At 62.4% G+C, this 26,204-nt stretch carries 25 protein-coding genes and 1 rRNA gene (1 of these 26 running past the window's edge); 10 read left to right on the forward strand and 16 right to left on the reverse strand.

All coding sequences use genetic code 11. The features are described from left to right. From HU752_RS28460 to HU752_RS28490, 7 genes are all read right to left on the reverse strand, one after another. Window positions 1-611 (reverse strand): 16S ribosomal RNA (locus HU752_RS28460); it reaches 926 nt to the left of the window's first position. A 525-nt stretch (window positions 612-1,136) separates the two neighbouring features. Continuing rightward, window positions 1,137-1,751, reverse strand: a complete 615-nt coding sequence (gene msrQ, locus HU752_RS28465) for a protein-methionine-sulfoxide reductase heme-binding subunit MsrQ (protein ID WP_186687345.1) — start codon at window positions 1,749-1,751, stop codon at window positions 1,137-1,139. Further along, a complete protein-coding gene (msrP, locus tag HU752_RS28470; protein WP_186687350.1) occupies window positions 1,751-2,761 on the reverse strand; it encodes a protein-methionine-sulfoxide reductase catalytic subunit MsrP in 1,011 nt (336 codons plus the stop codon). Before msrP ends, msrQ begins: the two co-directional genes overlap by 1 nt. Before the next feature lie 63 nt (window positions 2,762-2,824). Then, complete coding sequence (gene pssA, locus HU752_RS28475) at window positions 2,825-3,682, reverse strand: CDP-diacylglycerol--serine O-phosphatidyltransferase (protein WP_186687353.1); 858 nt, start codon at window positions 3,680-3,682, stop codon at window positions 2,825-2,827. A gap of 146 nt (window positions 3,683-3,828) precedes the next feature. Continuing rightward, entirely contained in the window at window positions 3,829-4,845 is a 1,017-nt protein-coding gene (ilvC, locus tag HU752_RS28480; protein ID WP_186687356.1) for a ketol-acid reductoisomerase, read from the reverse strand. A 52-nt stretch (window positions 4,846-4,897) separates the two neighbouring features. Next, window positions 4,898-5,389, reverse strand: coding sequence for an acetolactate synthase small subunit (gene ilvN / locus HU752_RS28485; RefSeq protein ID WP_010444113.1), 492 nt, complete (start codon window positions 5,387-5,389; stop codon window positions 4,898-4,900). Between the two features lies 1 nt (window position 5,390). Further along, window positions 5,391-7,115: an acetolactate synthase 3 large subunit gene (locus HU752_RS28490; protein ID WP_186687358.1), complete on the reverse strand. Its 1,725-nt coding sequence runs from the start codon at window positions 7,113-7,115 to the stop codon at window positions 5,391-5,393. Window positions 7,116-7,518: 403 nt separating this feature from the next. Between HU752_RS28490 and HU752_RS28495 the strand changes: the two genes are divergently transcribed. Then, on the forward strand, window positions 7,519-7,947 hold the full coding sequence (locus HU752_RS28495; protein ID WP_186687360.1) for a DUF4124 domain-containing protein: 429 nt from the start codon (window positions 7,519-7,521) through the stop codon (window positions 7,945-7,947). Window positions 7,948-8,099: 152 nt separating this feature from the next. Here the strand turns inward: HU752_RS28495 and HU752_RS28500 are convergent, their stop codons facing one another. From HU752_RS28500 to mrcB, 3 genes are read right to left on the reverse strand one after another with little or no spacing between them, the layout of a single operon-like run. Next, window positions 8,100-8,429 (reverse strand): YqcC family protein, encoded by a 330-nt coding sequence (locus tag HU752_RS28500; protein ID WP_186687362.1) that lies wholly within the window; start codon window positions 8,427-8,429, stop codon window positions 8,100-8,102. Next, window positions 8,429-9,172, reverse strand: a complete 744-nt coding sequence (locus tag HU752_RS28505; RefSeq protein WP_186687364.1) for a tetratricopeptide repeat protein — start codon at window positions 9,170-9,172, stop codon at window positions 8,429-8,431. The genes HU752_RS28500 and HU752_RS28505 overlap by 1 nt, the downstream gene beginning before the upstream one ends. Window positions 9,173-9,188: 16 nt before the next feature. After that, on the reverse strand, window positions 9,189-11,513 hold the full coding sequence (gene mrcB, locus HU752_RS28510) for a penicillin-binding protein 1B (RefSeq protein ID WP_186687366.1): 2,325 nt from the start codon (window positions 11,511-11,513) through the stop codon (window positions 9,189-9,191). Between the two features lie 115 nt (window positions 11,514-11,628). Here mrcB and HU752_RS28515 point away from each other — a divergent pair, with 115 nt between their 5' ends. From HU752_RS28515 to HU752_RS28530, 4 genes are all read left to right on the forward strand, one after another. Continuing rightward, the gene (locus tag HU752_RS28515) at window positions 11,629-13,185 is read left to right on the forward strand and encodes a bifunctional aminoglycoside phosphotransferase/ATP-binding protein (protein WP_186687368.1); all 1,557 of its coding nucleotides are present in this window, start codon (window positions 11,629-11,631) and stop codon (window positions 13,183-13,185) included. A gap of 90 nt (window positions 13,186-13,275) precedes the next feature. Next, window positions 13,276-13,620 carry a pentapeptide repeat-containing protein gene (locus HU752_RS28520; RefSeq protein WP_186687370.1) on the forward strand — a complete coding sequence of 115 codons (345 nt, stop codon included), beginning with the start codon at window positions 13,276-13,278 and terminating at the stop codon, window positions 13,618-13,620. Between the two features lie 228 nt (window positions 13,621-13,848). Further along, complete coding sequence (locus HU752_RS28525) at window positions 13,849-14,121, forward strand: TfoX/Sxy family protein (RefSeq protein ID WP_010444127.1); 273 nt, start codon at window positions 13,849-13,851, stop codon at window positions 14,119-14,121. Window positions 14,122-14,136: 15 nt separating this feature from the next. Next, window positions 14,137-14,937 carry a Crp/Fnr family transcriptional regulator gene (locus HU752_RS28530; protein WP_186687372.1) on the forward strand — a complete coding sequence of 267 codons (801 nt, stop codon included), beginning with the start codon at window positions 14,137-14,139 and terminating at the stop codon, window positions 14,935-14,937. Between the two features lie 208 nt (window positions 14,938-15,145). Here the strand turns inward: HU752_RS28530 and deoC are convergent, their stop codons facing one another. The 4 genes from deoC to HU752_RS28550 all read right to left on the reverse strand — a co-directional run bounded on the left by deoC (window position 15,146) and on the right by HU752_RS28550 (window position 18,863). Then, window positions 15,146-15,925 (reverse strand): deoxyribose-phosphate aldolase, encoded by a 780-nt coding sequence (gene deoC, locus HU752_RS28535; RefSeq protein WP_186687376.1) that lies wholly within the window; start codon window positions 15,923-15,925, stop codon window positions 15,146-15,148. Between the two features lie 261 nt (window positions 15,926-16,186). After that, window positions 16,187-16,954 carry a heme ABC transporter ATP-binding protein gene (locus tag HU752_RS28540; RefSeq protein WP_186687379.1) on the reverse strand — a complete coding sequence of 256 codons (768 nt, stop codon included), beginning with the start codon at window positions 16,952-16,954 and terminating at the stop codon, window positions 16,187-16,189. Beyond that, on the reverse strand, window positions 16,954-17,937 hold the full coding sequence (locus HU752_RS28545; protein ID WP_186687530.1) for a FecCD family ABC transporter permease: 984 nt from the start codon (window positions 17,935-17,937) through the stop codon (window positions 16,954-16,956). Before HU752_RS28545 ends, HU752_RS28540 begins: the two co-directional genes overlap by 1 nt. Before the next feature lie 50 nt (window positions 17,938-17,987). Next, on the reverse strand, window positions 17,988-18,863 hold the full coding sequence (locus HU752_RS28550; RefSeq protein ID WP_186687382.1) for a heme/hemin ABC transporter substrate-binding protein: 876 nt from the start codon (window positions 18,861-18,863) through the stop codon (window positions 17,988-17,990). Window positions 18,864-19,068: 205 nt separating this feature from the next. On the opposite strand from HU752_RS28550, the gene HU752_RS28555 reads away from it, so the two are divergent. Continuing rightward, window positions 19,069-19,386, forward strand: a complete 318-nt coding sequence (locus tag HU752_RS28555) for a Rieske (2Fe-2S) protein (protein WP_186687385.1) — start codon at window positions 19,069-19,071, stop codon at window positions 19,384-19,386. On the opposite strand, the gene sfsA is transcribed toward HU752_RS28555, so the two are convergent. Both sfsA and HU752_RS28565 read right to left on the reverse strand, forming a co-directional pair. Further along, entirely contained in the window at window positions 19,383-20,090 is a 708-nt protein-coding gene (sfsA, locus tag HU752_RS28560) for a DNA/RNA nuclease SfsA (protein WP_186687388.1), read from the reverse strand. The genes HU752_RS28555 and sfsA overlap by 4 nt on opposite strands. Next, entirely contained in the window at window positions 20,090-21,262 is a 1,173-nt protein-coding gene (locus HU752_RS28565; protein ID WP_186687392.1) for a pyridoxal phosphate-dependent aminotransferase, read from the reverse strand. Before HU752_RS28565 ends, sfsA begins: the two co-directional genes overlap by 1 nt. A gap of 309 nt (window positions 21,263-21,571) precedes the next feature. Here HU752_RS28565 and dksA point away from each other — a divergent pair, with 309 nt between their 5' ends. The 4 genes from dksA to HU752_RS28585 all read left to right on the forward strand — a co-directional run bounded on the left by dksA (window position 21,572) and on the right by HU752_RS28585 (window position 26,202). Continuing rightward, window positions 21,572-22,015, forward strand: a complete 444-nt coding sequence (gene dksA, locus HU752_RS28570) for an RNA polymerase-binding protein DksA (protein ID WP_017904154.1) — start codon at window positions 21,572-21,574, stop codon at window positions 22,013-22,015. A gap of 96 nt (window positions 22,016-22,111) precedes the next feature. Continuing rightward, the gene (gene gluQRS, locus HU752_RS28575) at window positions 22,112-23,011 is read left to right on the forward strand and encodes a tRNA glutamyl-Q(34) synthetase GluQRS (protein ID WP_186687395.1); all 900 of its coding nucleotides are present in this window, start codon (window positions 22,112-22,114) and stop codon (window positions 23,009-23,011) included. Between the two features lie 76 nt (window positions 23,012-23,087). Beyond that, window positions 23,088-23,264 carry a hypothetical protein gene (locus tag HU752_RS28580; RefSeq protein WP_003176118.1) on the forward strand — a complete coding sequence of 59 codons (177 nt, stop codon included), beginning with the start codon at window positions 23,088-23,090 and terminating at the stop codon, window positions 23,262-23,264. Next, window positions 23,248-26,202 (forward strand): sensor histidine kinase, encoded by a 2,955-nt coding sequence (locus HU752_RS28585; RefSeq protein ID WP_186687398.1) that lies wholly within the window; start codon window positions 23,248-23,250, stop codon window positions 26,200-26,202. The genes HU752_RS28580 and HU752_RS28585 overlap by 17 nt, the downstream gene beginning before the upstream one ends. Window positions 26,203-26,204: the final 2 nt, after the last annotated feature.

Below are 26,204 nucleotides of genomic sequence, written 5' to 3' on the forward strand. Positions count from 1 at the left end.
CCCGGGGATTTCACATCCAACTTAACGAACCACCTACGCGCGCTTTACGCCCAGTAATTCCGATTAACGCTTGCACCCTCTGTATTACCGCGGCTGCTGGCACAGAGTTAGCCGGTGCTTATTCTGTCGGTAACGTCAAAATTGCACGGTATTAACGTACAACCCTTCCTCCCAACTTAAAGTGCTTTACAATCCGAAGACCTTCTTCACACACGCGGCATGGCTGGATCAGGCTTTCGCCCATTGTCCAATATTCCCCACTGCTGCCTCCCGTAGGAGTCTGGACCGTGTCTCAGTTCCAGTGTGACTGATCATCCTCTCAGACCAGTTACGGATCGTCGCCTAGGTGAGCCATTACCTCACCTACTAGCTAATCCGACCTAGGCTCATCTGATAGCGCAAGGCCCGAAGGTCCCCTGCTTTCTCCCGTAGGACGTATGCGGTATTAGCGTTCCTTTCGAAACGTTGTCCCCCACTACCAGGCAGATTCCTAGGCATTACTCACCCGTCCGCCGCTGAATCGAAGAGCAAGCTCCTCTCATCCGCTCGACTTGCATGTGTTAGGCCTGCCGCCAGCGTTCAATCTGAGCCATGATCAAACTCTTCAGTTCAATACTGCTTGGGTTTTGAGAAAACCCTAAACTTGGCTCAGCATACTCAAATGACTCATTTGATTTCTCGCATGGTCACTTGTGCTGCTGATAATCTAGTGACTATTCAGTCTTACACCACAAGCACCCACACGAATTGCTTGATTCAGTTGTTAAAGAGCGTTGGGTGAGCTGTTCGCTCAACCGAGGCGCGCATTCTACAGCAGCCTCATTTGCTGTCAAGTGATTTTTTTCAGAAGTTTTCAGAATTTCTTCTTCAACTTCAACCACTTGCGCTTCCGATCTCTCGTTAGCGGGAGGCGAATTCTACAGCGTTACACGCTGCTGTCAACACCTCTTTTACAGCCATTTCCGTGTTTCGATGATTTGAAACTGCGCTGCCTGAAACCTGATAACTCATTGAATCTCAAGGAGTTTTCCGTTCAGTCCGCGCCGGAAGTGGGCGCATTATAGGCCCCTGGGAACCAGCGTCAACCGTTATTTTCAGATTTCTGTCATAAAAGTCAGGGACATGCATTCACGCCCCTATTTGCTGGAGGCCGGCTTACTTGCCGCGAGCCGCGGAATCCTCCGCGCAATCCCCGGGACACGCAACAGCAGGAGCAAGGCACCGACAACGGCATACACCGTCCATTCCTTGAGGTCCGCCCTCACGATCCACAACATGTGCAACAACCCCAGCCCGAGGATCACATAGACCAGGCGATGCAGCTTTTTCCACGCCCTGCCCAACCGCCGCTGACTATAGCGATTCGAGGTAACGGCAAGTGCCAGCAGTCCCAGGAACCCCAAGGCCCCGACAATGATGTAGGGCCGCTTGCTCAACTCCACCCCCAACTGCGACCAATCCAGCCCCAGTACAAACACCAGGTAGGCCGCCAGGTGCAGCAACACATAGGCAAAACACCAAAGCCCCAACTGCCGCCGCACCGCTATCCAGCCGGCCCAGCCAACCAGTCGCTGCAGTGGTGTCATCGCCAGTGTCACCAGCAACAGGACCAGCGCCCCCAAACCCAGGCGATCGACCAGTACCTTGCCCGGGTCCGGCCCCAGGGCGAAAATCCAGGCCTGGTACAACCAGAGCAACGGCCAGGCCATCACCACGACAAACACACTCAGGCGCCACAACGGATATCGCATCAATAGTTCTTCCGCAGATCCATGCCGGCATACAGGGAGGCGACTTCCTCCGCATAACCATTGAACATCTGCGTCTCCCGTACATTCGGGCTGAACAAGCCACTGGGTAGGCGCCGCTCCCGGGCCTGGCTCCAACGCGGGTGATCGACCGCAGGATTGACGTTGGCATAGAAGCCATACTCGTTCGCCGCAATGCTCTGCCAGGTGGTTTTCGGCTGCTCTTCCACCAGACTGATCCGCACGATCGACTTGACGCTCTTAAAGCCATACTTCCACGGCACCACCAGGCGCAACGGCGCGCCGTTCTGATTCGGCAGTTCACGCCCGTACATGCCCACGGCCAGAATCGCCAAGGGGTTCATCGCCTCGTCCAGACGCAACCCTTCCACATAAGGCCAATCGATCAGGGCAAACCCGGAGCGTTGGCCCGGCATGCTCTTGGGATCCTGCAGCGTTTCAAAACGGATGTACTTTGCCCTGGAGGTCGGCTCGACCTGCTTGAGCAGCGCCGAAATCGGAAAGCCGATCCACGGAATCACCATCGACCAGGCCTCGACGCAGCGCAATCGATAGATCCGCTCCTCCAACTGATAAGGCTTCATGAAGTCTTCGAGGGCATAACGTCCGGGCTTGCCGACCTCGCCATCGATCACCACCGACCAGGGCTCGGTCTTCAGTGCTCCGGCATTCTGCGCCGGGTCACCCTTGTCGGTACCGAACTCATAGAAGTTGTTGTAGTGCGTAGCGTCCTTGTACGGGGTGATGGCCTCATCCTTGACCGTCACCGCGCCCCAGCGGGTATCCGGCAACTTGCCGGTAAACCAGGACGGCGCATGGCCCGCCTCGACATCGGCATAGCGCGCCGACTCGGCAGCGGCCCAGCCCGGCATGCCAGCGAGCGCCAAGGCAGCCACGGAGCCGCCCAACAGACTGCGACGAGAAAGGTAGAGTGTTTCAGGCGTGACCTCCGACTCCCGGGAGTCGGAGGTTCGGGATAGCTTGATCAGCATGACGACTCCGCAGTATTGGATGACAGATGTACCAATAGACTACGGAGTCTGGGGGAAATTACATCATTTACCGCTGTTGTTCCGACGCAAATGCAGCAGGTACTGGATCGGACCCGATGCCGCGTAGGCGAGGAAAATCAGCAGCAGAATGCGCGGCGGGTCGCTGAACACCACGGCGAACACCAGCACCACGGCGAGGATCGCAACGAACGGCACGCGCCCCTTGAGATCCAGCTCCTTGAAGCTGTTGTACTTGATGTTGCTGACCATCAGCATGCCGGCCGCCGCCACCAGCAGCGCCACCAGGAAGGACATCTTCGAACCCTGGATACCGTAGTCGCTGAACGCCCAGACCGTACCCGCCACCACGCCGGCCGCTGCCGGGCTGGCCAGGCCGATGAAATAGCGCTTGTCGGCCGTACCGACCTGGGTGTTGAAGCGCGCCAGGCGCAACGCCGCGCCGGCCACATAGATGAAGGCCACCATCCAGCCGACCTTGCCCATGTCACCCAGCGCCCAGCCAAAGGCCAGCAGTGCCGGTGCCACGCCGAAGGCGACCATGTCGGACAGCGAGTCATATTCGGCGCCGAAGGCACTCTGGGTATTGGTCATCCGGGCCACCCGCCCGTCAAGACCATCGAGCACCATCGCGACGAAGATCGCGATCGCGGAAAACGCGAAATACTTGCTCGCCCCGGCCGGATCCCCGGCACTGGCGGCACTCTGTGCGCTCATCGCACTGATGATGGCGTAGAAACCGGCAAACAGGTTCGCCGTGGTAAACAGGTTGGGCAGCAGATAGATACCACGATGCCGGACCTTACGGCCTTCGTCGTCATGCCCTTCTTCGACATGCTCATCGATCGGCAGCAGGCTTTCGGCGTCGGGAGCCTGGTTCGGCTCTTCGGGACGTTCGCTCATGGACAGTACCTTGCAACGGTGAAAAATGATTCGACAGGGGTTCGCGACCGGCGTTCGGCCGCCAAACGATGCAGCTTTATACCAGAAGCCGCCCCCTAAACGAAAAAACGCGGCCTAGGCCGCGTTTTTCCAGACAGGACCGGAACTTAGTTCTTGGTCTTGTCGACGATCTTGTTGGCGCTGATCCAAGGCATCATCGAGCGCAGTTGCTCGCCGATGATCTCGATGCCGTGCGAAGCGTTGTTGCGACGCTTGGCGGTCATCGATGGGTAGTTGGTCGCACCTTCGGCAATGAACATCTTCGCGTATTCACCGTCCTGGATGCGCTTCAGAGCGTTGCGCATGGCCTGGCGGGACTCGGCGTTGATGACCTCTGGGCCAGTCACGTACTCACCGTATTCGGCGTTGTTGGAGATCGAGTAGTTCATGTTGGCGATACCGCCTTCGTACATGAGGTCAACGATCAGCTTCAGTTCGTGCAGGCACTCGAAGTAGGCCATTTCTGGCGCGTAGCCAGCTTCGACCAGGGTTTCGAAACCGGCCTTGACCAGCTCAACGGTACCGCCGCACAGAACGGCCTGCTCACCGAACAGGTCGGTTTCGGTCTCGTCCTTGAAGGTGGTTTCGATGATGCCGGTACGACCACCGCCAACGCCGGCCGCGTAGGACAGTGCGACGTTCTTGGCGTTGCCCGAAGCGTCCTGGTAGATAGCGATCAGGTCAGGGATACCGCCACCCTTGACGAACTCGGAACGTACGGTGTGGCCTGGAGCCTTCGGCGCGATCATGATCACGTCCAGGTCAGCACGTGGAACGACCTGGTTGTAGTGGATCGAGAAGCCGTGGGAGAAGGCCAGGGTAGCGCCCTTCTTGATGTTCGGCTCGATTTCGTTCTTGTACAGCTGGCCCTGGAACTCGTCCGGGGTCAGGATCATGACCAGGTCGGCAGCAGCAACGGCGGTAGCAACGTCAGCCACTTTCAGACCGTGGGCTTCGGCCTTGGCAACGGTAGCCGAGCCTTTACGCAGGCCGACAGTGACGTCGACGCCGGAGTCTTTCAGGTTGCAGGCTTGTGCGTGGCCCTGGGAGCCGTAACCGATGATGGCGACTTTCTTGCCCTGGATGATCGACAGGTCGCAGTCTTTATCGTAGAAAACTTTCATGAAATACCCCTATATATCCAGGCCGTGAGGCCATTCGCTAAATTGATTGAGATTAGATGCTCAGTACTTTGTCGCCACGGGCAATCCCGGTGACGCCACTGCGTACGGTTTCCAGAATCGAGGCCGTCCCGATCGCCTGGATGAAGCTGTCCAGCTTGTCGCTCGTACCGGTCAATTGCACGGTATAGACGCTGGCGCTGACATCGACGATCTGCCCGCGATAAATATCGGTGGTGCGCTTGATCTCGGCGCGCTGGGCGCCGGTGGCCTTGACCTTGACCAGCATCAGCTCGCGCTCGATGTGAGCACTCTCCGACAGGTCGACCAGCTTGACCACCTCGACCAGCTTGTTCAGGTTCTTGGTGATCTGCTCGATGATCTCATCATGCCCGACAGTGGTCAGCGTCAGACGCGACAGGGTCGGGTCTTCGGTCGGCGCCACGGTCAGGCTTTCGATGTTGTAGTTGCGCTGCGAGAACAGGCCGACTACACGGGACAGAGCACCCGGTTCGTTTTCCAGAAGCAGGGAAATGATGTGCCGCATGTTAGGTACGCTCCGTCTTGCTCAGCCACATATCGCGCATGGAGCCGTCTTTGATCTGCATCGGATAGACGTGCTCGCTGGTATCGACCTGGATATCGAGGAACACCAGGCGATCCTTCATGGCGAACGCTTCTTCCATCTTCGGCTTCAGGTCCTTCAGATCCGTGATACGGATACCGACGTGACCGTAGGCCTCGACCAGCTTGACGAAGTCAGGCAGCGATTCCATGTACGAGTGCGAGTGGCGGCTGCCGTAGCTCATGTCCTGCCACTGGCGGACCATGCCGAGCACACCGTTGTTCAGGTTGACGATCTTCACCGGCAGGCCGTACTGCATGCAGGTGGACAGCTCCTGGATGTTCATCTGGATACTGCCTTCGCCGGTCACGCAGGCGACGTCAGAGTCCGGGAAGCTCAACTTGACGCCCATGGCCGCCGGGAAACCGAAGCCCATGGTGCCCAGGCCGCCGGAGTTGATCCAACGGTTGGGCTTGTTGAACTTGTAGTACTGCGCCGCGAACATCTGGTGCTGACCCACGTCGGAGGTGACGAAGGCATCGCCCTTGGTCACTTCGCACAGGGTCTCGATCACGGTCTGTGGCTTGATGATGCTGCCGTCACCCTTGTCATAGGGGAACAGGCCGCGATCGCCGCGCCATTCGTCGATCTGCTTCCACCAGCTGGCCACCGACTCCTTGTTCGGAGTCTCGCCGATATCCTTGAGGGCAGCGACCATTTCGGTCAGCACGCTCTCCACGGGACCCACGATAGGCACGTCTGCCTTGATGGTCTTGGAGATCGAGGCCGGGTCGATGTCGACATGGATGATCTTGGCGTTCGGGCAGAACTTCGGCGCACCGTTGATGACACGGTCGTCGAAACGCGCACCGACGGCCAGGATCACGTCGGCATGGTGCATGGTCAGGTTGGCGGTGTAGCTGCCGTGCATGCCGAGCATGCCGACGAACTGGCGGTCGGTGCCAGGATAGCCACCCAGGCCCATCAGCGTGTTGGTTACCGGCAGGTTGAGCATCTTCGCCAGTTCGGTCAGCGGCGCGGAGCCACCACCGAGGATCACGCCACCGCCGGAGTAGAGCACCGGGCGCTTGGCAGCCAGGAGCATTTCGGCAGCCTTGCGGATCTGGCCGGAGTGGCCACGTACCGCCGGGCTGTAGGAGCGCAGCTTGGCTTTCTTTGGAAAAACGTATTCGAACTTCTCGGCCGGGTTGGTCATGTCTTTCGGGACATCGACAACGACAGGACCAGGACGGCCGGATTGCGCCAGGTAGAACGCCTTCTTCATGACCTCCGGGATCTCCGAAGCGTGCTTGACCATGAAGCTGTGCTTCACGATCGGCCGGGAGATACCGATCATGTCGGTTTCCTGGAACGCATCGGTACCGACCAGGGTGCTGGGCACCTGACCGGAGATGATCACCATCGGGATGGAGTCCATGTAGGCAGTGGCGATACCGGTAATGGCGTTGGTCGCGCCAGGCCCGGAAGTCACCAGTACCACGCCGGCCTTGCCGGTGGCACGGGCATAGCCGTCAGCCATATGGGTAGCCGCCTGCTCGTGACGAACCAGGATGTGATTCACTTCCGGCTCTTTGAACAGGGCATCGTAGACATGAAGAAGAGCACCACCCGGGTACCCGTAGATATATTTGACGCCTTCGTCACGCAAGAAGCGGACGAGCATCTCACCGCCAGATAAAAGCTCCACGTTGTTCACCTCTAAAACGCCAGAATACCGTCCACAGACACTGGAGACGGGTCTTAATAGGTTTACTTCTCGGCAGAGCATGAGCGACGGTGGTCGCCGACTACGTCAGCACTGACTGAGCAAGTATTGGGAGTGCCCCAAAGTGTTGCGGGGGTTTCCCACCCAGCGCGAGGTAACGCGTTGCGGGTGTAACAGGTCGGCGCGGATGTGCGCCTCATGATCTGCCGAGTGGGTCTGCTTCTGGCAGTCCCTCTACAGCGGACTTTGGATTGTTCTGATTCGCCTCGCTCAAGTCAAGTCATCTGTGCGCTTTCTTCGAACTAAGCGCATGAGAATGCAGAAGAAAACCATTACACAAGGAATGTGCTAGGTTGCTGCTTGAACCGCCTGACAAGGAAACCCGATGCGTACGAGCATTCTCATGGCCAGCCTGCTGTTTGCCTTGAGCCCGCTGTGCCTGGCCAACCCGATCTACAAGTGGGTGGACGCCCAGGGCGTGACCCATTTCGATGCCACGCCGCCGCCCGGGCAGTCCGCCACCGAGGTGAAACCGGCGATCAGCAGTCCACCATCGCCGTCCAAGGCCACACTCCCGGCCAGCGCCCCCGTGGGTGACCAGAATGCGGTGGATGCCAAGGTCAAGAAACAGGTGGCCGAACAGGAGGCGTCGCGCAAGGTGTTCTGCGAGAAGGCCAGGACCAACCTGGCGCAACTACTGAACGACCCGCGGGTTCGCGAGGAAGTGAATGGGGAATTGCACCGGCTGACCGATGAGGAACGGCAGACGCGCCTGGTCGAGACGCGCAAGGCGATCGAGGATCACTGTTCCTGAATTCTTGCAAAAGGGGTCTGGTCGCGTGGGCCTGTTCCCGCTCGGCGGCAACACAGCAGCGATCACGCCAGACACAATCTGCCTGACACAACGCGGCGACAGGCTTCAGGGCCGCCCTGCTGCCCAATGGGGGCAAGCCCCCTCGCCACAGATCAGCGCGACTCGCTGATCAGCCGATCGAACTGCGCCAGCAACGCCTGCAGCTCCACGCCCTCCCCCGGACGCTGGCCATAGACCATCTCGGCCATGGCCAGGATGCCCGAAGCATTGGGCAGCGGCAGGTCATCCTCAAGGATGACCTTCATCTTCGGCAGGAAGATCCACTGCAACCACTGCTCGAACCCGAGTGTATCGACGCTGAACGGCTCGACGCTGGACAGTGACGCCTCGCTGGGCGGCACCTCATCCCACCAGCCCTGGGCGCGCAACTCGCGCTCGATCAGCAGCAACTGATCGGCGATCAACGGAAAGCGGCTATCCATCAGAGGTTGACCCGGGCTTTCTGGCGAGCCTGGGCGGCACCGGCGGCATCACCCTGCTTTTCCCGCGCCTGGGCGATCAGTTCCCAGAGACTGGCCTGCAGGTCTGGACGACCGTTGGCGAACCCCAGGCCACGTCGTGCCAGCTGTTCAGCCTGCGGCGCATCACCCTGGGCCATGCGTACCTGGGCCAGGCGGTAAAGCACTTGCGGCTCACGCGGGGCAACGCGCTGGGCGCGTTCCAGGCTCGACGAAGCACCGTTCAGGTCACCGCTCGACTGTTGCTGCTGCGCAGTGGTCAGCAGGGCCAGGACCGGACCGTCCAGTTGCTCGTCCGCCGACAGGCCACCGCCGTTGCCGGAAGGGATACCGGTCGGTTGCGACATGCCATAGCTGCCCTGGTTGATCGACGACGTCTGGATCGGCGTGCTGTCCACCGGACCGGGGGTGATCGGCCCGGTCGTGGACGGGCCGGGAGTCCAGGGTTCACTGCTGATCGGCGCGGAAGTCGCGGCACCACCACCCGGCACCATCACCACGACGCCGGAATCCTGCGGAACGGCCTGGGCCTGGTTCGGCGTGGTACGGCGGATGGTGGTCTGGCGGAAACCGCCGTTGGCCGAAATCCGGTCATTGTTGGAGACAGCGGTCCCGGAGTCGACGACCGGGATCGAACCATGGGGCACGCTCGAGCAACCGCCAAGCAAAGCCAGAGCTGTAAAAGCTGGAAACCACCACTTGTTCACTGCAAACCCTCTTCGCTTAATTCAACCAGCCCTTGACCCAATCCATCACTTCGCTGGCCGGCGCAGGCACCGAGCCACCGCAAGCGGCACCTGGCGCCGGCTCGCTGCCGCGAATATACGGCATCTGCACTGCGCCTGGGCAACTGGCATCGGTACCCTGTCCGGTGTGAGGATCGATCCAGGCCTGAACTATGTTATCCGGTTGCGGCATGTCCAGCGGCAGCGGATCGGATTTCTTCATGAAACTGGTCCAGACCTGCAGCGCGCCGGTGGCACCGGTAAATGGTGTCTTGCCGTTGTCGTCGCGACCCAGCCAGACCACGGCCAGCAGGTCCTGGCTGAAACCGGCGAACCAGCTGTCACGGGAATCGTTACTGGTACCGGACTTGCCCGCCAGGGTCAGGGTCTTGGGCAGAACGTTGTAGGCACTGGCACCGGTACCTTCGCGCATTACCCGCTGCATCGCCGCCTGGATCAGGTAGATCGAGCCCGGATCGAAACGCTGCTGGACCTGGAACGGGTAACGCTTGAGCGGCTCACCCTCGGCCGTCAGCACGCTGCGGATACCGCGCATCGGCGTATTGAAGCCGCCGTTGGCGAGCGTCTGGTACATGGTCGCCACTTCCATCGGCGTCATGCCGCCTGCACCCAGCAGAATCGCCGGATAGGCCGGGAACTCGCGGGTGATCCCAAGGCGGGCAACTGTCTTGAGGACGTTCGGCACACCGACTTCCAGGCCAAGACGTGCCGTCGACAGGTTGTAGGAATGCGCCAACCCCTGATACAGGAAGATCGTGCCATGGGAGCGGCGATCGAAGTTCTGCGGTTTCCAGACCTGTCCGTCCGCGCCTTTCACCGAGAAGGCTTCATCCGACAGCCAACTGGTCAGGGTGTACTGGCTCGGTTTTTCCAGCGCGGTCAGGTACACCGCCGGCTTGATCAGCGAGCCGATGTTGCGCACGGCATCCAGGGCGCGGTTGAAACCGGCGAATCCGGGCTGCCGGCTGCCGATCATGGCCTGGACCTCACCGGTTTCCGGGTTGGTCACCACCATCGCCGCCTCCACATCCTCGGCGCCCTTGCGAGCCCCCAGGCGCTTGAAGGTGTCATTGACCGAGGCCTCGGCCTTCATCTGCAGGATCGGGTCGAAGCTGGTGAAGATGCGCAGCCCCTCCTCGGTCAAGTCTTCGTCGCGATAGTCTTCGCGCAACTGGCGCTTGACCAGGTCGAGGAAGCCGGGGAACGAACTGTCGGCCAGGCTGCCACGCTTGGTCACGCCCAGCGGCATCTTCTTCGCGGCCTCGGCCTGCTCGGTCGTCACCACGCCCTGCTGGGCCAGCAGGTCGAGTACCAGGTTACGTCGTTCCAGGGCCCGGTCCGGATAACGCCGCGGGTTGTAATAGGACGGCCCCTTGACCATGCCCACCAGCAAGGCGACCTGGTGCAGCTTCAATTCGGACAGCGGCTGGCTGAAGAAGAACTGGCTCGCCAGGCCAAAGCCGTGCACGGCGCGCTGGCCGTCCTGGCCGATGAAGACCTCGTTGAGATAGGCCTCGAGAATCTCCTGCTTGCTGTAATGCACCTCCAGCAACACGGACATCATCGCTTCGGTGAGCTTGCGGCTCAGGCTGCGCTCGTTGGTCAGGAAGAAGTTCTTGACTAGCTGCTGGGTCAGGGTACTGCCGCCCTGGCGCATCTGCCCGGACGAGGTGTTGACCCAGATGGCCCGGGCAATCGACTTCGGCGACACCCCGAAGTGGTGGTAGAAGTCCCTGTCCTCCACGGTCACCAGGGTATCGAGCAGGTACGGCGGCACCTGGTCGAGCTTGATCAGGATGCGGTCTTCGAGGTTCTTCGGGTACAGGCCACCGATCAGCAGCGGCTCCAGGCGCACCACCGACAGTTTCGAGCCGTTGAGCCCGGCCAGCTCCGCCACGTAGTCGCCGGAGAAACGCACGCGTACCGGCTGCGCGGCCTCCATCCCCTCGTAGAACTGGAAGCCACGGGTATTCAGGTCGACCGTGTTGCCATTGACGGACGCAGCGCCAGGGCCATTGACCACCGGTTCGCGCCGATAGCCCAGGGCATCGAGCTCGGTCAGGAAGTCTTCCTTGCTCAGCTTCTGGCCGACGAACAGCTCCAGCGGCCGGGCGTAGACCTTGGCCGGGATGGTCCAGCGCTTGCCGGAGAATTTCTCCTGCACCACGGCATCGAGGTAGACGGCAAAACCGGCCAGCACCACAAGCCCGACCAGACTGAGCTTGAGGGCCCAGCCGAGCCAGGGACGAAGGCCACCGGACGGAGGTTTGGGTTTGGAACGAGGGGATCGGGTACGAGTCATGGGCGCGGATTATACGCACTTTATTCATGATCAACATGCACACCCGGCGGTTTGCACTCCCCTCCCGAGCGGCCATAATGACGCCCTTGATTTTCTGACCTCTGAAGGATCGCTCGTGAGCCAATCCCTGATCGCCGCCCTGCAAAACCCGGCCCTCTACCCGCACCCGGTAGAAGGATTCCAGCTCATCGAGACCCATATTTCCTGGGTGCTGCTCACTGGCTCCTACGCCTACAAGATCAAGAAGCCGATGAACTTCGGTTTCCTCGATTTCACCGAGCTGTCTGCCCGTGGGCACTTCTGCAATGAAGAGCTGCGCCTGAACCAGCGCCTGACCGACGACCTGTACCTGGAAGTCCTGCCAATCACCGGCAGCGCCGAAGCGCCACGACTGGGCGGCGAAGGTCCGGCCATCGAGTACGTGCTGAAAATGCGCCAGTTCCCGCAGAGCCAGCTGCTCAGCACCCTGCAGGCCAACGGTGAACTGACGGCCCGGCACATCGACGAGATGGCCGAGCAGATCGCACACTTCCACCTGAACGCCCCGCACGTGCCGCAGGAACACTACCAAGGCACGCCGGAAGCGGTCATGGACCCAGTCCGACAAAACTTTGAGCAGATTCTCCCCTTCCTTCAGGACAAGGCTGACCTGCAACAACTCGATGCCCTGCAAGCCTGGGCCGAATCCAGTTTCGAACGCCTCAAGCCGCTGTTCGCCCAGCGCAAGGCCGAAGGGTTCATCCGCGAATGCCACGGCGATATCCACCTGGGCAACGCCACCGTCATCGACGGCAAGGTAGTGATCTTCGATTGCATCGAGTTCAACGAACCGTTCCGCTTCACCGACGTCTATGCCGACATCGGCTTCCTGGCCATGGACCTGGAGGACCGCGGCCTCAAGAGCCTGGCCCGGCGCTTCATCAGCCAGTACCTGGAGCTGACCGGCGACTACCAGGGCCTGGAAGTGCTGAACTTCTACAAGGCCTATCGCGCCCTGGTACGGGCCAAGGTCGCCCTGTTCAGCCTGTCGCCCGAGGCCACTGCGGTGCAGCGCGCCACCACCCTGCGCCAATACCGCAACTACGCCAACCTGGCGGAAAGCTACAGCACCATTCCCTCGCGCTTCCTGGCGGTCACCCACGGTGTCTCCGCCGTCGGCAAGAGCCATGTGGCCATGCGCCTGGTCGAAGCTCTGGGTGCGGTACGCCTGCGCTCGGACGTTGAACGCAAGCGCCTGTTCGGCCAGCAGCAAGGCGGTAACGACGTCGGCAGCGGCATTTATAGCCAGGACGCCAGCGCACGGACCTACCAGCGCCTGCACGAAATCGCCGAGGTCATCCTGCGCGCCGGCTTCCCGGTGGTGATCGACGCCACCTACCTCAAGCGCGAACAGCGCGATGCCGCTGCCGCGATTGCCGAGGCCACCGGCGCGCCGTGCCTGATCATCGATTGCGATGCCCCCCAGGCCGTGATCGAAAGCTGGCTGGCCCAACGTCAGGCCGACGCCGTCGACCCTTCCGATGCGACCCTGGACGTCATCGCTGCGCAGCAGGCCTCCCGTGAAGCGCTGGGTGCCGATGAAATCCTGCGCACCAAGCGTGTCCAGACCAACGAAAGCGGCAGCCTCGACACCCTGATCGCGCAAATTCGCCTGCGCTTGCCTAATCTGTAGAAACTATATTCAACCGTGAAGCCGCAATGGCTTCACGGTTGAAACATAGTGGCATTATACTGGCGTCATAAATCCAACGGAAAACGCCCCATGAGCCAGCCCAAGCTTCTTGATTCCGCCTTGTATGCCCTGCTGCATAAAGATGATGTTGCCGGTTTCAACAAGGCCCGCCCCAAGGACGGCCCGATCGACATGCGCGGCGGCGACTTCCGCGGTCTCGACCTGCGCGAACTGAATGCCGACGGGATCGACTTCACCAATGCCTACTTCCGTTCCGCCGACCTGCGCGGGGTGGATTTCCAGAACTCCCGACTCGAAGGTGCCAGCGTGGCCCACGCGCAGATTTCCGGTGCCTATTTCCCGCCACAGCTGAAGGCAGCGGAAATCCTGATGTCGGTACAGTTCGGCACGCGGATGCGCTACGAACCGGAATAACCCCTCCGGCACAGTGGCAATCGCTGGGTCCAGCGCCAATCGGGGCCCTGGACAGCGGCAGCTATCGCGCATACCACGCCCTCATGACTCGTGCTCTTGCGCGCTGCGCCTTAGAAGCTTTTACGCACAAACCGACCAACGAACCACGCTTTTCCTACTGACCGCTACACTCTTTTCAGGCTTGCCTACTCTCGTCAACGCAGCGTTCGGCCATCGCAAGGAGGCTTGATGAACGATGAACTGCAACACCTGAAAAACCTGGGCAAGACATCGGCGCAATGGCTTCACGCAGTGGGCATCCACAGCGCATCGGATTTGCGTCGACTCGGGGCAGTGGATGCCTATCGTGCCGTGAGAACCCGCGGATTCAGAGCCTCGAAAGTGCTGTTGTACGCTATCGAGGGCGCCTTGATGGACATTCACTGGAATGACATCCCGCTGGAACGCAAAGAAGCCTTGAATAAACAGTTGGAAGCGATATCGTCACGCCATAAGAATTGATTGTGCAGGTCTGTCATGTATCTACTCGGGGAGCAACCGGCATACGCCGATGAATTGATCAATCGGCTGCAGAGCATTCCCGCTCGACTATTGGAAGGCTTGTCCCCCTGCGGCGAAGCCATTGAACTCGAAGAAAGCCCCGACCTTGCCCCGCAACTGGCCGATGATCGGCTCTACCTGATCGAAAGCGGCCTGGTGCATGCCAGGGTCGACGAACGCCCCCTGTTCTACCTGCATGAAGGCGACCTGGTGGGACTGCGCCAGGGTATCGACTGGCCCCGTTGCCTGCTGAGCAGCGATGGCCCGCTACGCCTGCTGCCCTACCAGCGACGCGCGGTGTTCCAGCACATCTACGCCGACGAAGCCCGCAGTGAAATGCTGCTGCGCTACCTGGTGGGCCAGACAGCCTTGCTGACGGATGCCGTGACCCGGCTCAAGCAGCCGGAGTTTCGCAGCAGCAACGGTTTCCAACAGGTCGCCGCTGGCGAAGTGCTGATCCGCCAGGGCGACGATGCCGACCACGTGTTCATCATCATCAACGGGCATGCCGAGGCCTTTGTCGACGGGCACAAGGTCGGTGACGTGCCCAAGGATGAAATTTTCGGTGCCATGGCCGTGTTCACCGGCGAGAAACGCAGCGCCAGTGTAATCGCCAGCGAGCCCTGCTCGGTCATGCTGATCCCCAAGGAGCAGTTCCTCAGCCTGACCCAGAGCAACCCGCGCATTGCCCACAGCCTGATCCAGAGCATGGCGCGCCGCATCGACCTGCTGAACCGGGAAGTCACCCGCCTGACCGCCACCCGGCAGTCCCACTGAGCCATGAAGGAAGTGTCGACGAACGGTCGAAAAAAAGCGGTTGACTTAGAAATGAGAATCGTTATGATTATCACAACTGATCGCGAGATCGGTTGGATTTTCTGAAGGGACCCTGGTTCGGACTCTCAGATTATCTCCTCATCAGGCTAATCACGGTTATTGACCCGGCTTTTTGCCGGGTCTTTTTTTGCCTGTAATCCGCTGATCGTCAGCGGCCGCCCGACGGCTCCGTCGACCACTCCAGTTGCGCCAACAATTCGTCCAGCAGTCCCGAGGCACCGAGGCGCAGATGGTCGGCGTCGACCCAGCCCGCACCGAAACGGCTCCTGGCCAGTTCGATGTAGGTCCGCGCATCGGCCAGGGTACGAATCCCCCCCGCCGCCTTCAAGCCAACCAGCCCACCGCGCTCGGCGATAGCCTCGAGCATGATGCGCACCGCCTGCTCGGTGGCGTTGACCAGCACCTTGCCGGTACTCGTCTTGAGGAAGTCGGCACCGGCGGCAATCGCATCCTGGCTGGCCTGGCGAATCATCTGCGGGTCACGCAGCTCGCCGGTCTCCAGGATCACCTTGAGCCGGGCCCTGCCGACACACAGGTCGCGACAGGCCGCGACCATGGTCAACCCCGTCTGCGTATCGCCCATCAGCAGCGAGCGATAGGGATAGACCAGGTCCACCTCATTCGCCCCAGCCCTGAGTACCGCTTCCGTCTCCGAAACCGCCGAGGCCACGTTCGGCCCGCCATAGGGAAAGTTGACCACCGTGGCCACCCGGATCTCCTGCGCGCCGAGGCTGTCGAGCGTCTGCCGGGCCAGGGCGACGAAACGCGGAAAGACGCATACCGCGGCAACCGGCCCGAAGGGCGTCAGGGCCCGCTGGCACAGCGATACGATGCGCTCGGCATCGTCGTCATTGCTCAACGAGGTCAGGTCGAGCAGCCCCAGGGCCTGTTGCGCCAACTGCCGATCCGTCTGGTTCATCTGCTTCATGTCTGCTCCCACATCCGATCATTGCATCTGCGCGGCCAGGACCCCAGGCAACGCGCCGTGCACGTTGTGGACACAATAAAGGAGTCATTCGGCGGAAATCATGGCAAGCCAAAGACAAAGACCCTGGCTACACAAGAACAGGAAACATCGCTGCACCAACACGCAAAAATCTCACAAAGACCAGGCAGTGGACCTCCAAGACAGCTGTTTCCAGATGTACCTACAGCCAATCGACGGATTGGCTGACGTGGCGACCTGAACTCAGCGGGCAATGATCAGCGGATGCCCCCGCTCGGGATGAGGCAGCACCAGCACCTCCAGGCCGAACACGGCCTTGAGCCGGTCCGCCTGCAGGGCCTCGGCCGGACTGGCCAGGGCCCGGGGCCTGCCCTGTTCGAGGAGCAGCAGGCGATCGCAGTAACGTGCCGCCAAGTTCAGGTCATGCAGGATGATCAGTACTGCGGCGCCACGGTCGGCAAATTCACGAATCGCCTGCAGGGTGGTGTGCTGATGCAGGGGATCGAGCATCGAGGTCGGTTCGTCGAGCAGCAGGGTCTGGCCTGCATGGCCCGGCCAGAGCTGCGCCAGCACGCGCGCCAGGTGCACACGCTGGCGTTCGCCGCCCGACAACGCCAGGTAGCTGCGCCCGGCCAGGTGAGCCGCATCGGCGGCCTGCAGGGCCTCGCTGACGATTTCCCGGTCACGTACCTGCCCGCTCTGGTGCGGCAGGCGCCCCATGCCGACGACCTCCTCGACCCGAAAGGCGAAATCCAGGGTCGAGCTCTGCGGCAGTACTGCCAGGCGCTGCGCCCTTTGCGCGCCCTTCCATTGGGCCAGGGGCTGCTGGTCCAGCCAGACCTCGCCCTCGCTTGGCGCCAGTTCGCCGCCCAGGGCACCGAGCAAGGTACTCTTGCCGGCCCCGTTCGGGCCGAGAACCCCCAGCAACTCGCCTGGCCGGAGTTCGAGATCGATACCCGCCAGCACAGGCTGCGCACCGCGGCAGACCGTCAAGTTCCGCGCTCGTAGCATCAGGCACGTCCCCGCAACAGCAGATACAGGAAGAAAGGCGCGCCGAGGAATGCCGTGACGATGCCGATAGGCAGTTCCGCCGGGGCCAACGCCAGCCGCGCGACCAGGTCGGCGAACAGCAGCAGGGTACCGCCAGCCAGCACCGACGCCGGCAGCAACACCCGGTGATCCGGACCGGCCAGCAGCCGCACCAGGTGCGGCACCACCAGGCCGATGAAGCCGATCATGCCGGCGGCAGCCACCGCCGCCCCCACGCCCAGAGCGGTACAGAGCACCAGCTCACGCTTGAGTCCTTCGACGTCGATCCCCAGGTGGCCGGCCTCCGACTCACCAAGCAGCAGTGCATTCAGGGCCTTGGCCCGGCGTGGCAGCCACAGCGCCACGCCCACCGTAATCAGCAACAGTGGCCACAGGCGCGCATAACTGGCGCCATTGAGACTGCCCAGGTTCCAGAACGTCAGGGTCCGCAAGGTCGCGTCGTCGGCCAGATAGGTGAACAACCCAACCGCCGAGCTGGCCAGGGCCGTCAGCGCGATCCCCGCCAACAGCATGATTGCCACGCTGGTCTGGCCATTGCTCCGCCCCAGCCGATAGACCAGCGCCGTCACCCCCAATCCGCCGAGGAAGGCACACAGGGACAACAGGTAGGGGCCCATCACCTCCGGCAATCCGCCAAAGGCCGCCCCTCCGACGATCGCAATCGCCGCCCCGAGCGCCGCGCCGCTGGACACCCCCACCAGCCCCGGGTCGGCCAGGGGATTGCGAAACAATCCCTGCATCGCCACCCCGGACAATGCCAGCACTCCACCCACCGACAGTCCCAACAGGGTACGGGGCAGACGGATCTGCCCGAGAATCAGCTCCGCCTGCTCCAGCCCCTCGGCCGGCAACGCCACGCCCAGCAGGCGCAATGCCGCCCGCAGGATATCGGCCAGCGGCAGGCTGACCGGGCCCAAGGCCAGCGACAGCCAGGTCGCCAGCAGGCACAGCAGGCCCAGGCCGACGAACAAGGTACGAGGCTTGACCAGCACGGTCATGGTGCGGACGAACCCTTCGCGTAGAACTCCCCGGTGAGTTTCTTCAGCGACGCCGGCAAGCGCGGCCCAAGCCCGCCGACCAGCAGGGTCGGATCCAGCTCGAAGACCCGCCCGGCCTTGGCCGCGCGGGTCGAGGCCAGGATCGGGTTCTCTTTGAGCAGCGCCTGGCGGGCGGCATCGCCGCTCAGACTGCGATCGGCGAACACCAGCACCTCGGGATTCAATCCGGCCAGGGCCTCGACCGAGAAAGGCTTGTAGCCATTATGGGTGGCCAGGTTATGCCCGCCGGCCTGGGTCACCAGCCATTCGGCGGCGGTGCCCTTGCCGGCGATCAGCGGCTTGCCCCCGGCATTTCCGATCAGCAGCAAGACCCCTGGCGCCGGCTGCCCGGCCTGAACCTGCCTGAGGCTGGCCTGCTGCTGGTCGAGCTGCTGCCGGTAACCCTGGAACAGCTGCGCGGCCCGCGGCTCGTCACCCAGCAACCGGCCCAGGTGCTGCAGGTTGCCTTGCAGGCTCGGCAGGTCCGGCTCGGCGGAGAACAATTCGACCCGCACTCCGGCGCCACGCACCTGCGCCAGAACGGGTGGCGGCCCCATTTCCTCGGTACCGATCAGGATCTGCGGGCGCAGGCTCAGGATGCCCTCGGCCGACAGCTGGCGCTGATAACCGATGCTTGGCAGGGCCTTGAGCGTCTCGGGGTGCTGGCTGGTGGTGTCGACCCCCACCAGGTGCGACTCCGCACCCAGCGCACTGACCCACTCCGACAACGCGCCGCCGGCACTGACCCAACGCTGCGGCACTTGCTCGGCCATCACCGCATGGCTGAGCGCAAGCCCGGCCCCCAGTGCAATCAGACATGAACTCAGGCGCATGGACAAATATCCTTCGAAAGATGATCGAGCGACAGGCCCCAGGGACAGGCAGGTGCCCGTTCGCCCTCGAGCAAACGGTTATTTGATAATTATTTGCATTTGGACGTCAACCCGAGACATCTCCTGTCACAGGTTTCACCCCATCCCATCGCCTGCCGTATCCTTCCCCTTAATTAAAGGCCGGAGCGGCTTGCAAAGGATCGAAATGAAATTTCTCTGTGCTTCAGACACCCTCGCCGACAACAGCAGCCGTGGCTTCGACCTGGACGGCAGCCCGCTGCTGGCAGTGCGTCGTGCCGGGCAGGTGTATGTCTATCGCAATCGCTGCCCACACCGTGGCATTGCCCTCGAATGGCAACCCGACCAGTTCCTCGATCCCAGCGCCAGCCTGATCCAGTGCGCCACCCATGGCGCACTGTTCCTGATCGAAAACGGTGAATGCGTGGCCGGGCCCTGTGCCGGCCAGTCGCTGACGGCGCTGCCCTGCCGGGAAGACGCCGAGGGCATCTGGGTGCGGGCCTAGAGTAGTACTGGCAGGCGCCGGTCCACGCGAACTTCCTCAGGCGTCAGGCTGACCCCGTAGGCCAACACCTCGACACCTGCCGCCACTGCCTCACGCAGGGCCTGGGCGTAGCCGGGATCGATTTCCTGTGCCGGACGCACCGCCTCGATTCCGGTCAGGTTGACGCAGTACAACTGCACCGCCCGTACCCCCTCGCGCGCCAGCGCGGCCAGTTCGCGCAGGTGCTTGGCGCCGCGCTGGGTGACGGCATCCGGAAAGGCCGCCACCGCGGAGTCATCGAAGCCGAGGGTGACACTTTTGACCTCGACGAACGCCGGCCCCGTCGGGTAGTCCAGGCGGAAATCGACCCGGCTGTTCTCCTGGCCGTAGGCAACTTCGCGCTTCAAGCCGGTGAAGCCATCGAGTTCACTGATCAGCCCGGCACGCAGGGCCTCCTCGACCAGCGGGTTGGCCCGTGCCGTATTGATGCATGCCAGCCGTCCCTGGGGCGTCTCGCCGATTTCCCAGGTCCCGGGCAGCTTGCGCTTGGGGTCGTTGGAACGGCTGAACCAGACCTGCCCGCCTTCGACCATGCAGTTGAGCATCGAGCCGGTGTTCGGGCAGTGGATAGTCAGCCATTCACCGCTGGCGGTCTCGATATCCGCCAGGAAGCGCTTGTAGCGCTTGATCAGCCGTCCCTCTTCGAGTGCAGGAGAAAAACGCATCAGCCTTGCCAGCTCCGCAGGCCACGGGCAATCCGCTCCACCGCCTGCTGCAGGCGCGGCAGGCTCTGGGTATAGGCAAAACGCACATGATGGCTGGCCAGGTGATGACCGAAATCCAGGCCCGGAGTGAACGCCACGTGCTCGGTCTCCAGGAAATGCTTGCAGAACGCGAAGGCATCGCCGCCGAACGCGCTGACATCCGCGTACAGGTAGAACGCGCCTTCAGGCTCCACCGCGATGCCGAAGCCCAGCTCGCGCAACGCCGGCAGAAGGAAGTCCCGACGACGGGCAAATTCGGCGCGACGCTCTTCGAGAATGCTCAGGGTCTGCGGCTCGAAACAGGCCAGGGCGGCATGCTGGGCCATGCTCGGGGCGCTGATGTAGAGGTTCTGCGCCAGTTTCTCCAGTTCAGCCACGGCCTCCGGCGGTGCGACCAGCCATCCCAGGCGCCAACCGGTCATGCCGAAATATTTGGAAAAGCTATTTAGAACGAAGGCACTGTCATCGACTTCGAGCACGCTGGTGGCGTCGCAACCGTAGGTCAGCCCGTGGTAGATCTCGTCCACCACCAGGTGACCGCCATGGCCCTTGACCGCCTTCGACAGGCTCGCCAGTTCATCACCGCCCAGCAAGGTCCCGGTCGGGTTCGCCGGGGAGGCGACGAGGGCACCCACGCTGTTCTCGTTCCAATGCCGGTCGACCAGCTCGGCCGTCAGCTGATAGCGCACATCCGGTCCGACCGGTACTAACTGTGCAGCCCCTTCGACCAGGCGCAGGAAGTGACGATTGCACGGGTATCCCGGATCGGCCAGCAACCAGTGCCTGCCCGGGTCGACCAGCAGGCTGCTGGCCAACAGCAATGCCCCGGAACCACCGGGCGTGACCAGGATGCGTTGCGGGTCGATCGCCAGGCCATAGCGCTGGCGGTAGAACCCGGAGATCGCCTCGCGCAGCTCCGGCAAGCCACGGGCGGCGGTGTAGCGGGTCTTGCCCGCGGCCAGGGCCGCCTGGCCGGCCTGGATGATCGGCTCGGCAGTGGTGAAATCCGGCTCACCGATTTCGAGATGGATCACGTCGTGCCCGGCGGCCTGCAATTCGTTGGCGCGCGCCAGCAGGGCCATCACGTGGAACGGTTCGATCGCGCGGCTGCGCGCACTGTAGGACTGAGCCATTGGCCTTCCTTGCATTCGTGTAGGCAAAATCGGGTTGGGCAAAATCCGATCTTACCCGAGCGCAGCCCACCGGGAACCTTTAAAACATCGGCGAAGTCCATGAAGACCGGCGGCGAAGCATTCCGACATCATGGCCAGGATTGACTAAAATGAATTATCGGCCATCCCGTCCCGCCAGGCTCGACAACCGGGAGTAGCGCGCCCCGATTTGATCTGGTAAGTTCGCCCGCTTGCAGCCGCAGGGCCGGCAGGTGTCGGTGACGTTTCAATCCTGCGCAATGGATTAGAAGAGTAGAGGCGGTCCATTACATGCCCACCCAAGCAAAGCAGCAAAACATCCAGTCGATCAGCGGCTTCGAACCCTACGTTGAAAGCCAGGGCGAGGAGTACATGGGTGAGCCCATGCGCAAGCACTTCACCAAGATCCTGCAGAAGTGGAAGCAGGACCTGATGCAGGAAGTCGACCGCACCGTTGATCACATGAAAGATGAAGCAGCCAACTTTCCTGATCCCGCCGACCGCGCCAGCCAGGAAGAGGAATTCAGCCTCGAACTGCGCGCCCGCGACCGCGAACGCAAACTGATCAAGAAGATCGACAAGACCCTGCAACTCATCGAGGACGAAGAGTACGGCTGGTGCGAATCCTGCGGCGTCGAGATCGGCATCCGCCGACTGGAAGCCCGACCGACCGCTGACATGTGCGTCGACTGCAAGACCCTTGCAGAAATCAAGGAAAAACAGGTCGGCAAGTAACCCTCGCCGAACTGAACGAACGGAGCGTGCGAACGCTCCGTTTTCGTTTCTGCGCCTGCTGGCACCACCTGCGGATTCTCCAGTACCCTGCCCTCCATGACTGCCTCTACTGCTTCTCCCGCCTACGTCGGTCGTTTTGCCCCTACTCCCAGTGGACACCTGCACTTCGGCTCGCTGGTCGCGGCCCTGGCTTCCTACCTGGATGCCCGCGCGGTCGGCGGCCGCTGGCTGCTGCGCATGGAAGACCTTGACCCGCCACGGGAAGTGCCGGGCGCCCAGGCCGCCATTCTGGACGCCCTGGAGCGCTACGGTTTCGAGTGGGACGGCGAACTGATCCGCCAAAGCGAACGCCACGACGCCTACGCCCAGGTACTCGATCGCCTCTTCAGCCAGGGGCTGGCCTATGCCTGCACCTGCTCGCGCAAGGAGCTGGAGGCCTACCACGGGGTCTACCCGGGCCTGTGCCGCAACCTTGGCCATGCCCAGGAGAACGCGGCCATCCGCCTGCGTGTCCCGGAGCTCAGCTACAGCTTCCAGGACCGGGTCCAGGGCGAATTGCGCCAGCACCTGGGGCGCGAAGCCGGCGATTTCGTGATCCGTCGCCGCGACGGCCTCTACGCCTACCAGCTGGCAGTGGTGCTCGACGACGCCTGGCAGGGCGTCACCGATATCGTCCGCGGCGCCGACCTGCTCGACTCGACGCCGCGCCAGCTCTACCTGCAGGAACTGCTCGGGCTGCCGCAGCCGCGTTACCTGCACGTCCCGCTGATCATCCAGCCGGACGGCAACAAGCTCGGCAAGTCCTACCGCTCGCCGCCGCTGACCGGCGACCAGGCCACGCCGCTGCTGTTGCGCGCCCTGCGCACCCTCGGCCAGAAGCCGCCTGCCGAACTGGAACAGGCCACGCCGCGGGAAGTACTCGACTGGGGAATTGGCCATTGGGATGCCACACTGATACCCAGGGTCGCGACCCTGGCCGAAGCGCAATTGCACTGACGCCCCTTGCAGGTTGGCGCCCATCCGTTACCATCGCCGCACGTTTTCGGGCACGTCATAAAAAAGAGAGGCCAGGATGTACATCTATCGATTGGTCCTGCTCCTGGTCGTCGGGATCTATCTGTTCTCGCCAGCGATCATGGACTGGTGGATCGACGCGACAGGCGCCTGGTATCGGCCGTACCTGCTCTGGCTGATCCTGATCGTCGTGACCTTCATCCTGCAGAGCCAAAAAGATGCCGATGAGCTTTAGCCTGACCCAGATGCTGCTGGTCAGCGCCGCCTACCTGCTGGCGCTGTTCGGCGTGGCCTGGATCAGCGAACGGGGCGTGATCCCACGCTCGATCATTCGCCACCCGCTGACCTACACCCTGTCGCTGGGCGTCTATGCCAGTGCCTGGGCGTTCTACGGCACGGTCGGCCTGGCCTACCAGTATGGCTACGGCTTCCTCTCCAGCTACCTCGGCGTCTCCGGGGCGTTCCTGCTGGCACCGGTGCTGCTGTACCCGATCCTGAAGATCACCCGCACCTACCAGCTGTCGTCACTGGCCGACCTGTTCGCCTTCCGCTTCCGCAGCACCTGGGCCGGCGCGCTGACCACGGTATTCATGCTGATCGGCGTGCTGCCACTGCTGGCCCTGCAGATCCAGGCCGTGGCCGACTCCATCGGCATCCTCACCCGCGAGCCGGTGCAGCATCGCGTGGCCCTGAGTTTCTGCGCCCTGGTCACGCTCTTCACCATCTTCTTCGGCTCCCGGCACATCGCCACCCGGGAAAAGCACCAGGGCCTGGTGTTCGCGATCGCGTTCGAGTCGGTGATCAAGCTGGTGGCCATCGGCGGCGTCGGTCTCTATGCCCTCTACGGCGTATTCGACGGCCCGCAGCAACTGGAACTGTGGCTGCTGCAGAACCAGACCGCCCTCGCCGCCCTGCACACCCCGCTGCAGGAAGGCCCCTGGCGCACCCTGCTGCTGGTGTTCTTCGCCTCGGCGATCGTGATGCCGCACATGTATCACATGGCCTTTACCGAGAACCTCAACCCGCGCTCGCTGGTCAGCGCGAGTTGGGGCCTGCCGCTGTTCCTGTTGCTGATGAGCCTGGCGGTACCGCTGATTCTCTGGGCTGGCCTGAAGCTGGGTGCCACCACCAACCCGGAGTACTTCACCCTCGGTATCGGTATCGCCGCGAACAACCCGGCCCTGGCCCTGCTGGCCTACGTCGGTGGGCTGTCAGCGGCCACCGGGCTGATCATCGTCACCACCCTGGCCCTCTCCGGCATGGCCCTGAACCACCTGGTGCTGCCGCTCTACCAGCCACCGGCCGAGGGCAACATCTACCGCTGGCTGAAGTGGACCCGCCGCGCCCTGATCGTCGCGATCATCATGGCCGGCTATGGCTTCTACCTGCTGCTGGGCGCCGAACAGGACCTGGCCAACCTCGGTATCGTCGCCTTCGTCGCCACCCTGCAATTCCTGCCGGGCGTGCTGTCGGTGCTGTACTGGCCGACCGCCAACCGGCGCGGTTTCATCGCCGGTCTGATGGCCGGGGTGCTGGTGTGGCTGGTGACCATGATGCTGCCGCTGGTCGGCAACCTGCAGGGTTTCTATATTCCGCTGCTGAACATGATCTACGTGCTGGACGACACCAGTTGGCATATGGCGGCGATCGCCTCGCTGGCGGCCAACGTGCTGATGTTCACCCTGGTCTCGCTGTTCAGCAATGCCAGCACCGAGGAGGCCAGTGCCGCCGAGGCCTGCGCAGTCGACAACGTCCGTCGTCCGCAGCGCCGCGAACTGCATGCCGCCTCGCCCCAGGAGTTCGCCACGCAACTGGCCAAGCCGTTGGGAGCCAAGGCGGCGCAGAAGGAAGTCGAACAGGCCCTGCGCGACCTCTACCTGCCCTTCGACGAGCGCCGCCCCTACGCCCTGCGTCGCCTGCGCGACCGGATCGAGGCCAACCTGTCCGGCCTGATGGGGCCGAGCGTGGCCCAGGACATGGTCGAGACCTTCCTGCCCTACAAGGCTGGCGGCGAAAGCTACGTGACCGAGGACATCCACTTCATCGAAAGCCGACTCGAGGATTACCACTCGCGCCTGACCGGCCTGGCCGCCGAACTCGATGCCCTGCGCCGCTACCACCGCCAGACCCTGCAGGAATTGCCGATGGGCGTCTGCTCGCTGGCCAAGGACCAGGAAATCCTGATGTGGAACAGGGCCATGGAGGAACTCACCGGCGTCGCCGCGCAACGAGTGGTCGGCTCGCGCCTGCCGACCCTGGGCGAGCCGTGGAGAGAATTGTTGCAAGGTTTTATCAACCTGCCGGACGAACACCTGCACAAGCAACGCCTGGCCCTCGACGGCCAGACCCGCTGGCTGAACCTTCACAAGGCGGCGATCGACGAACCGCTGGCCCCTGGCAACAGCGGGCTGGTGCTGCTGGTCGAAGACCTGACCGAAACGCAGATGCTCGAGGACAAGCTGGTGCACTCCGAGCGCCTGGCGAGCATCGGCCGCCTGGCGGCCGGGGTTGCCCATGAAATCGGCAACCCGATCACCGGTATCGCCTGCCTGGCGCAGAACCTGCGCGAGGAACGCGAGGAAGACGGCGAGATCACCGAAATCAGCGGGCAGATCCTCGAACAGACCAAACGCGTGTCGCGCATCGTCCAGTCGCTGATGAGCTTCGCCCACGCCGGCAGCCACCAGCACAACGACGAAGCGGTATGCCTGGCCGAGGTCGCGCAGGATGCCATTGGTCTGCTGGCGCTGAACCGGCGCAATTTCGAAGTACAGTTCTTCAACCTCTGCGACCCGGACCACTGCGTCGAGGGCGACCCGCAGCGCCTGGCGCAAGTGTTGATCAACCTGCTGTCCAACGCCCGTGACGCCTCGCCTGCCGGCAGCGCGGTACGGGTCAAGAGCGAGGCCTTCGAACATACCGTCGATCTGATCGTCGAAGATGAAGGCACCGGCATTCCGAAGAACATCATGGATCGATTGTTCGAACCCTTCTTCACCACCAAGGATCCTGGCGAAGGTACCGGACTGGGCCTTGCACTGGTCTATTCCATCGTTGAAGAGCATTATGGACAAATCACCATCGACAGCCCGGCTGACACCGAAAGCCAACGAGGCACCCGTATCCGGATAACCCTGCCCCGTCATGTCGAAGCGACGTCCGCTGTGAACTGAGA

Origin of the sequence: Pseudomonas vanderleydeniana, assembly GCF_014268755.2 — a bacterium.
Taxonomy (GTDB): Bacteria; Pseudomonadota; Gammaproteobacteria; order Pseudomonadales; family Pseudomonadaceae; genus Aquipseudomonas; species Aquipseudomonas vanderleydeniana.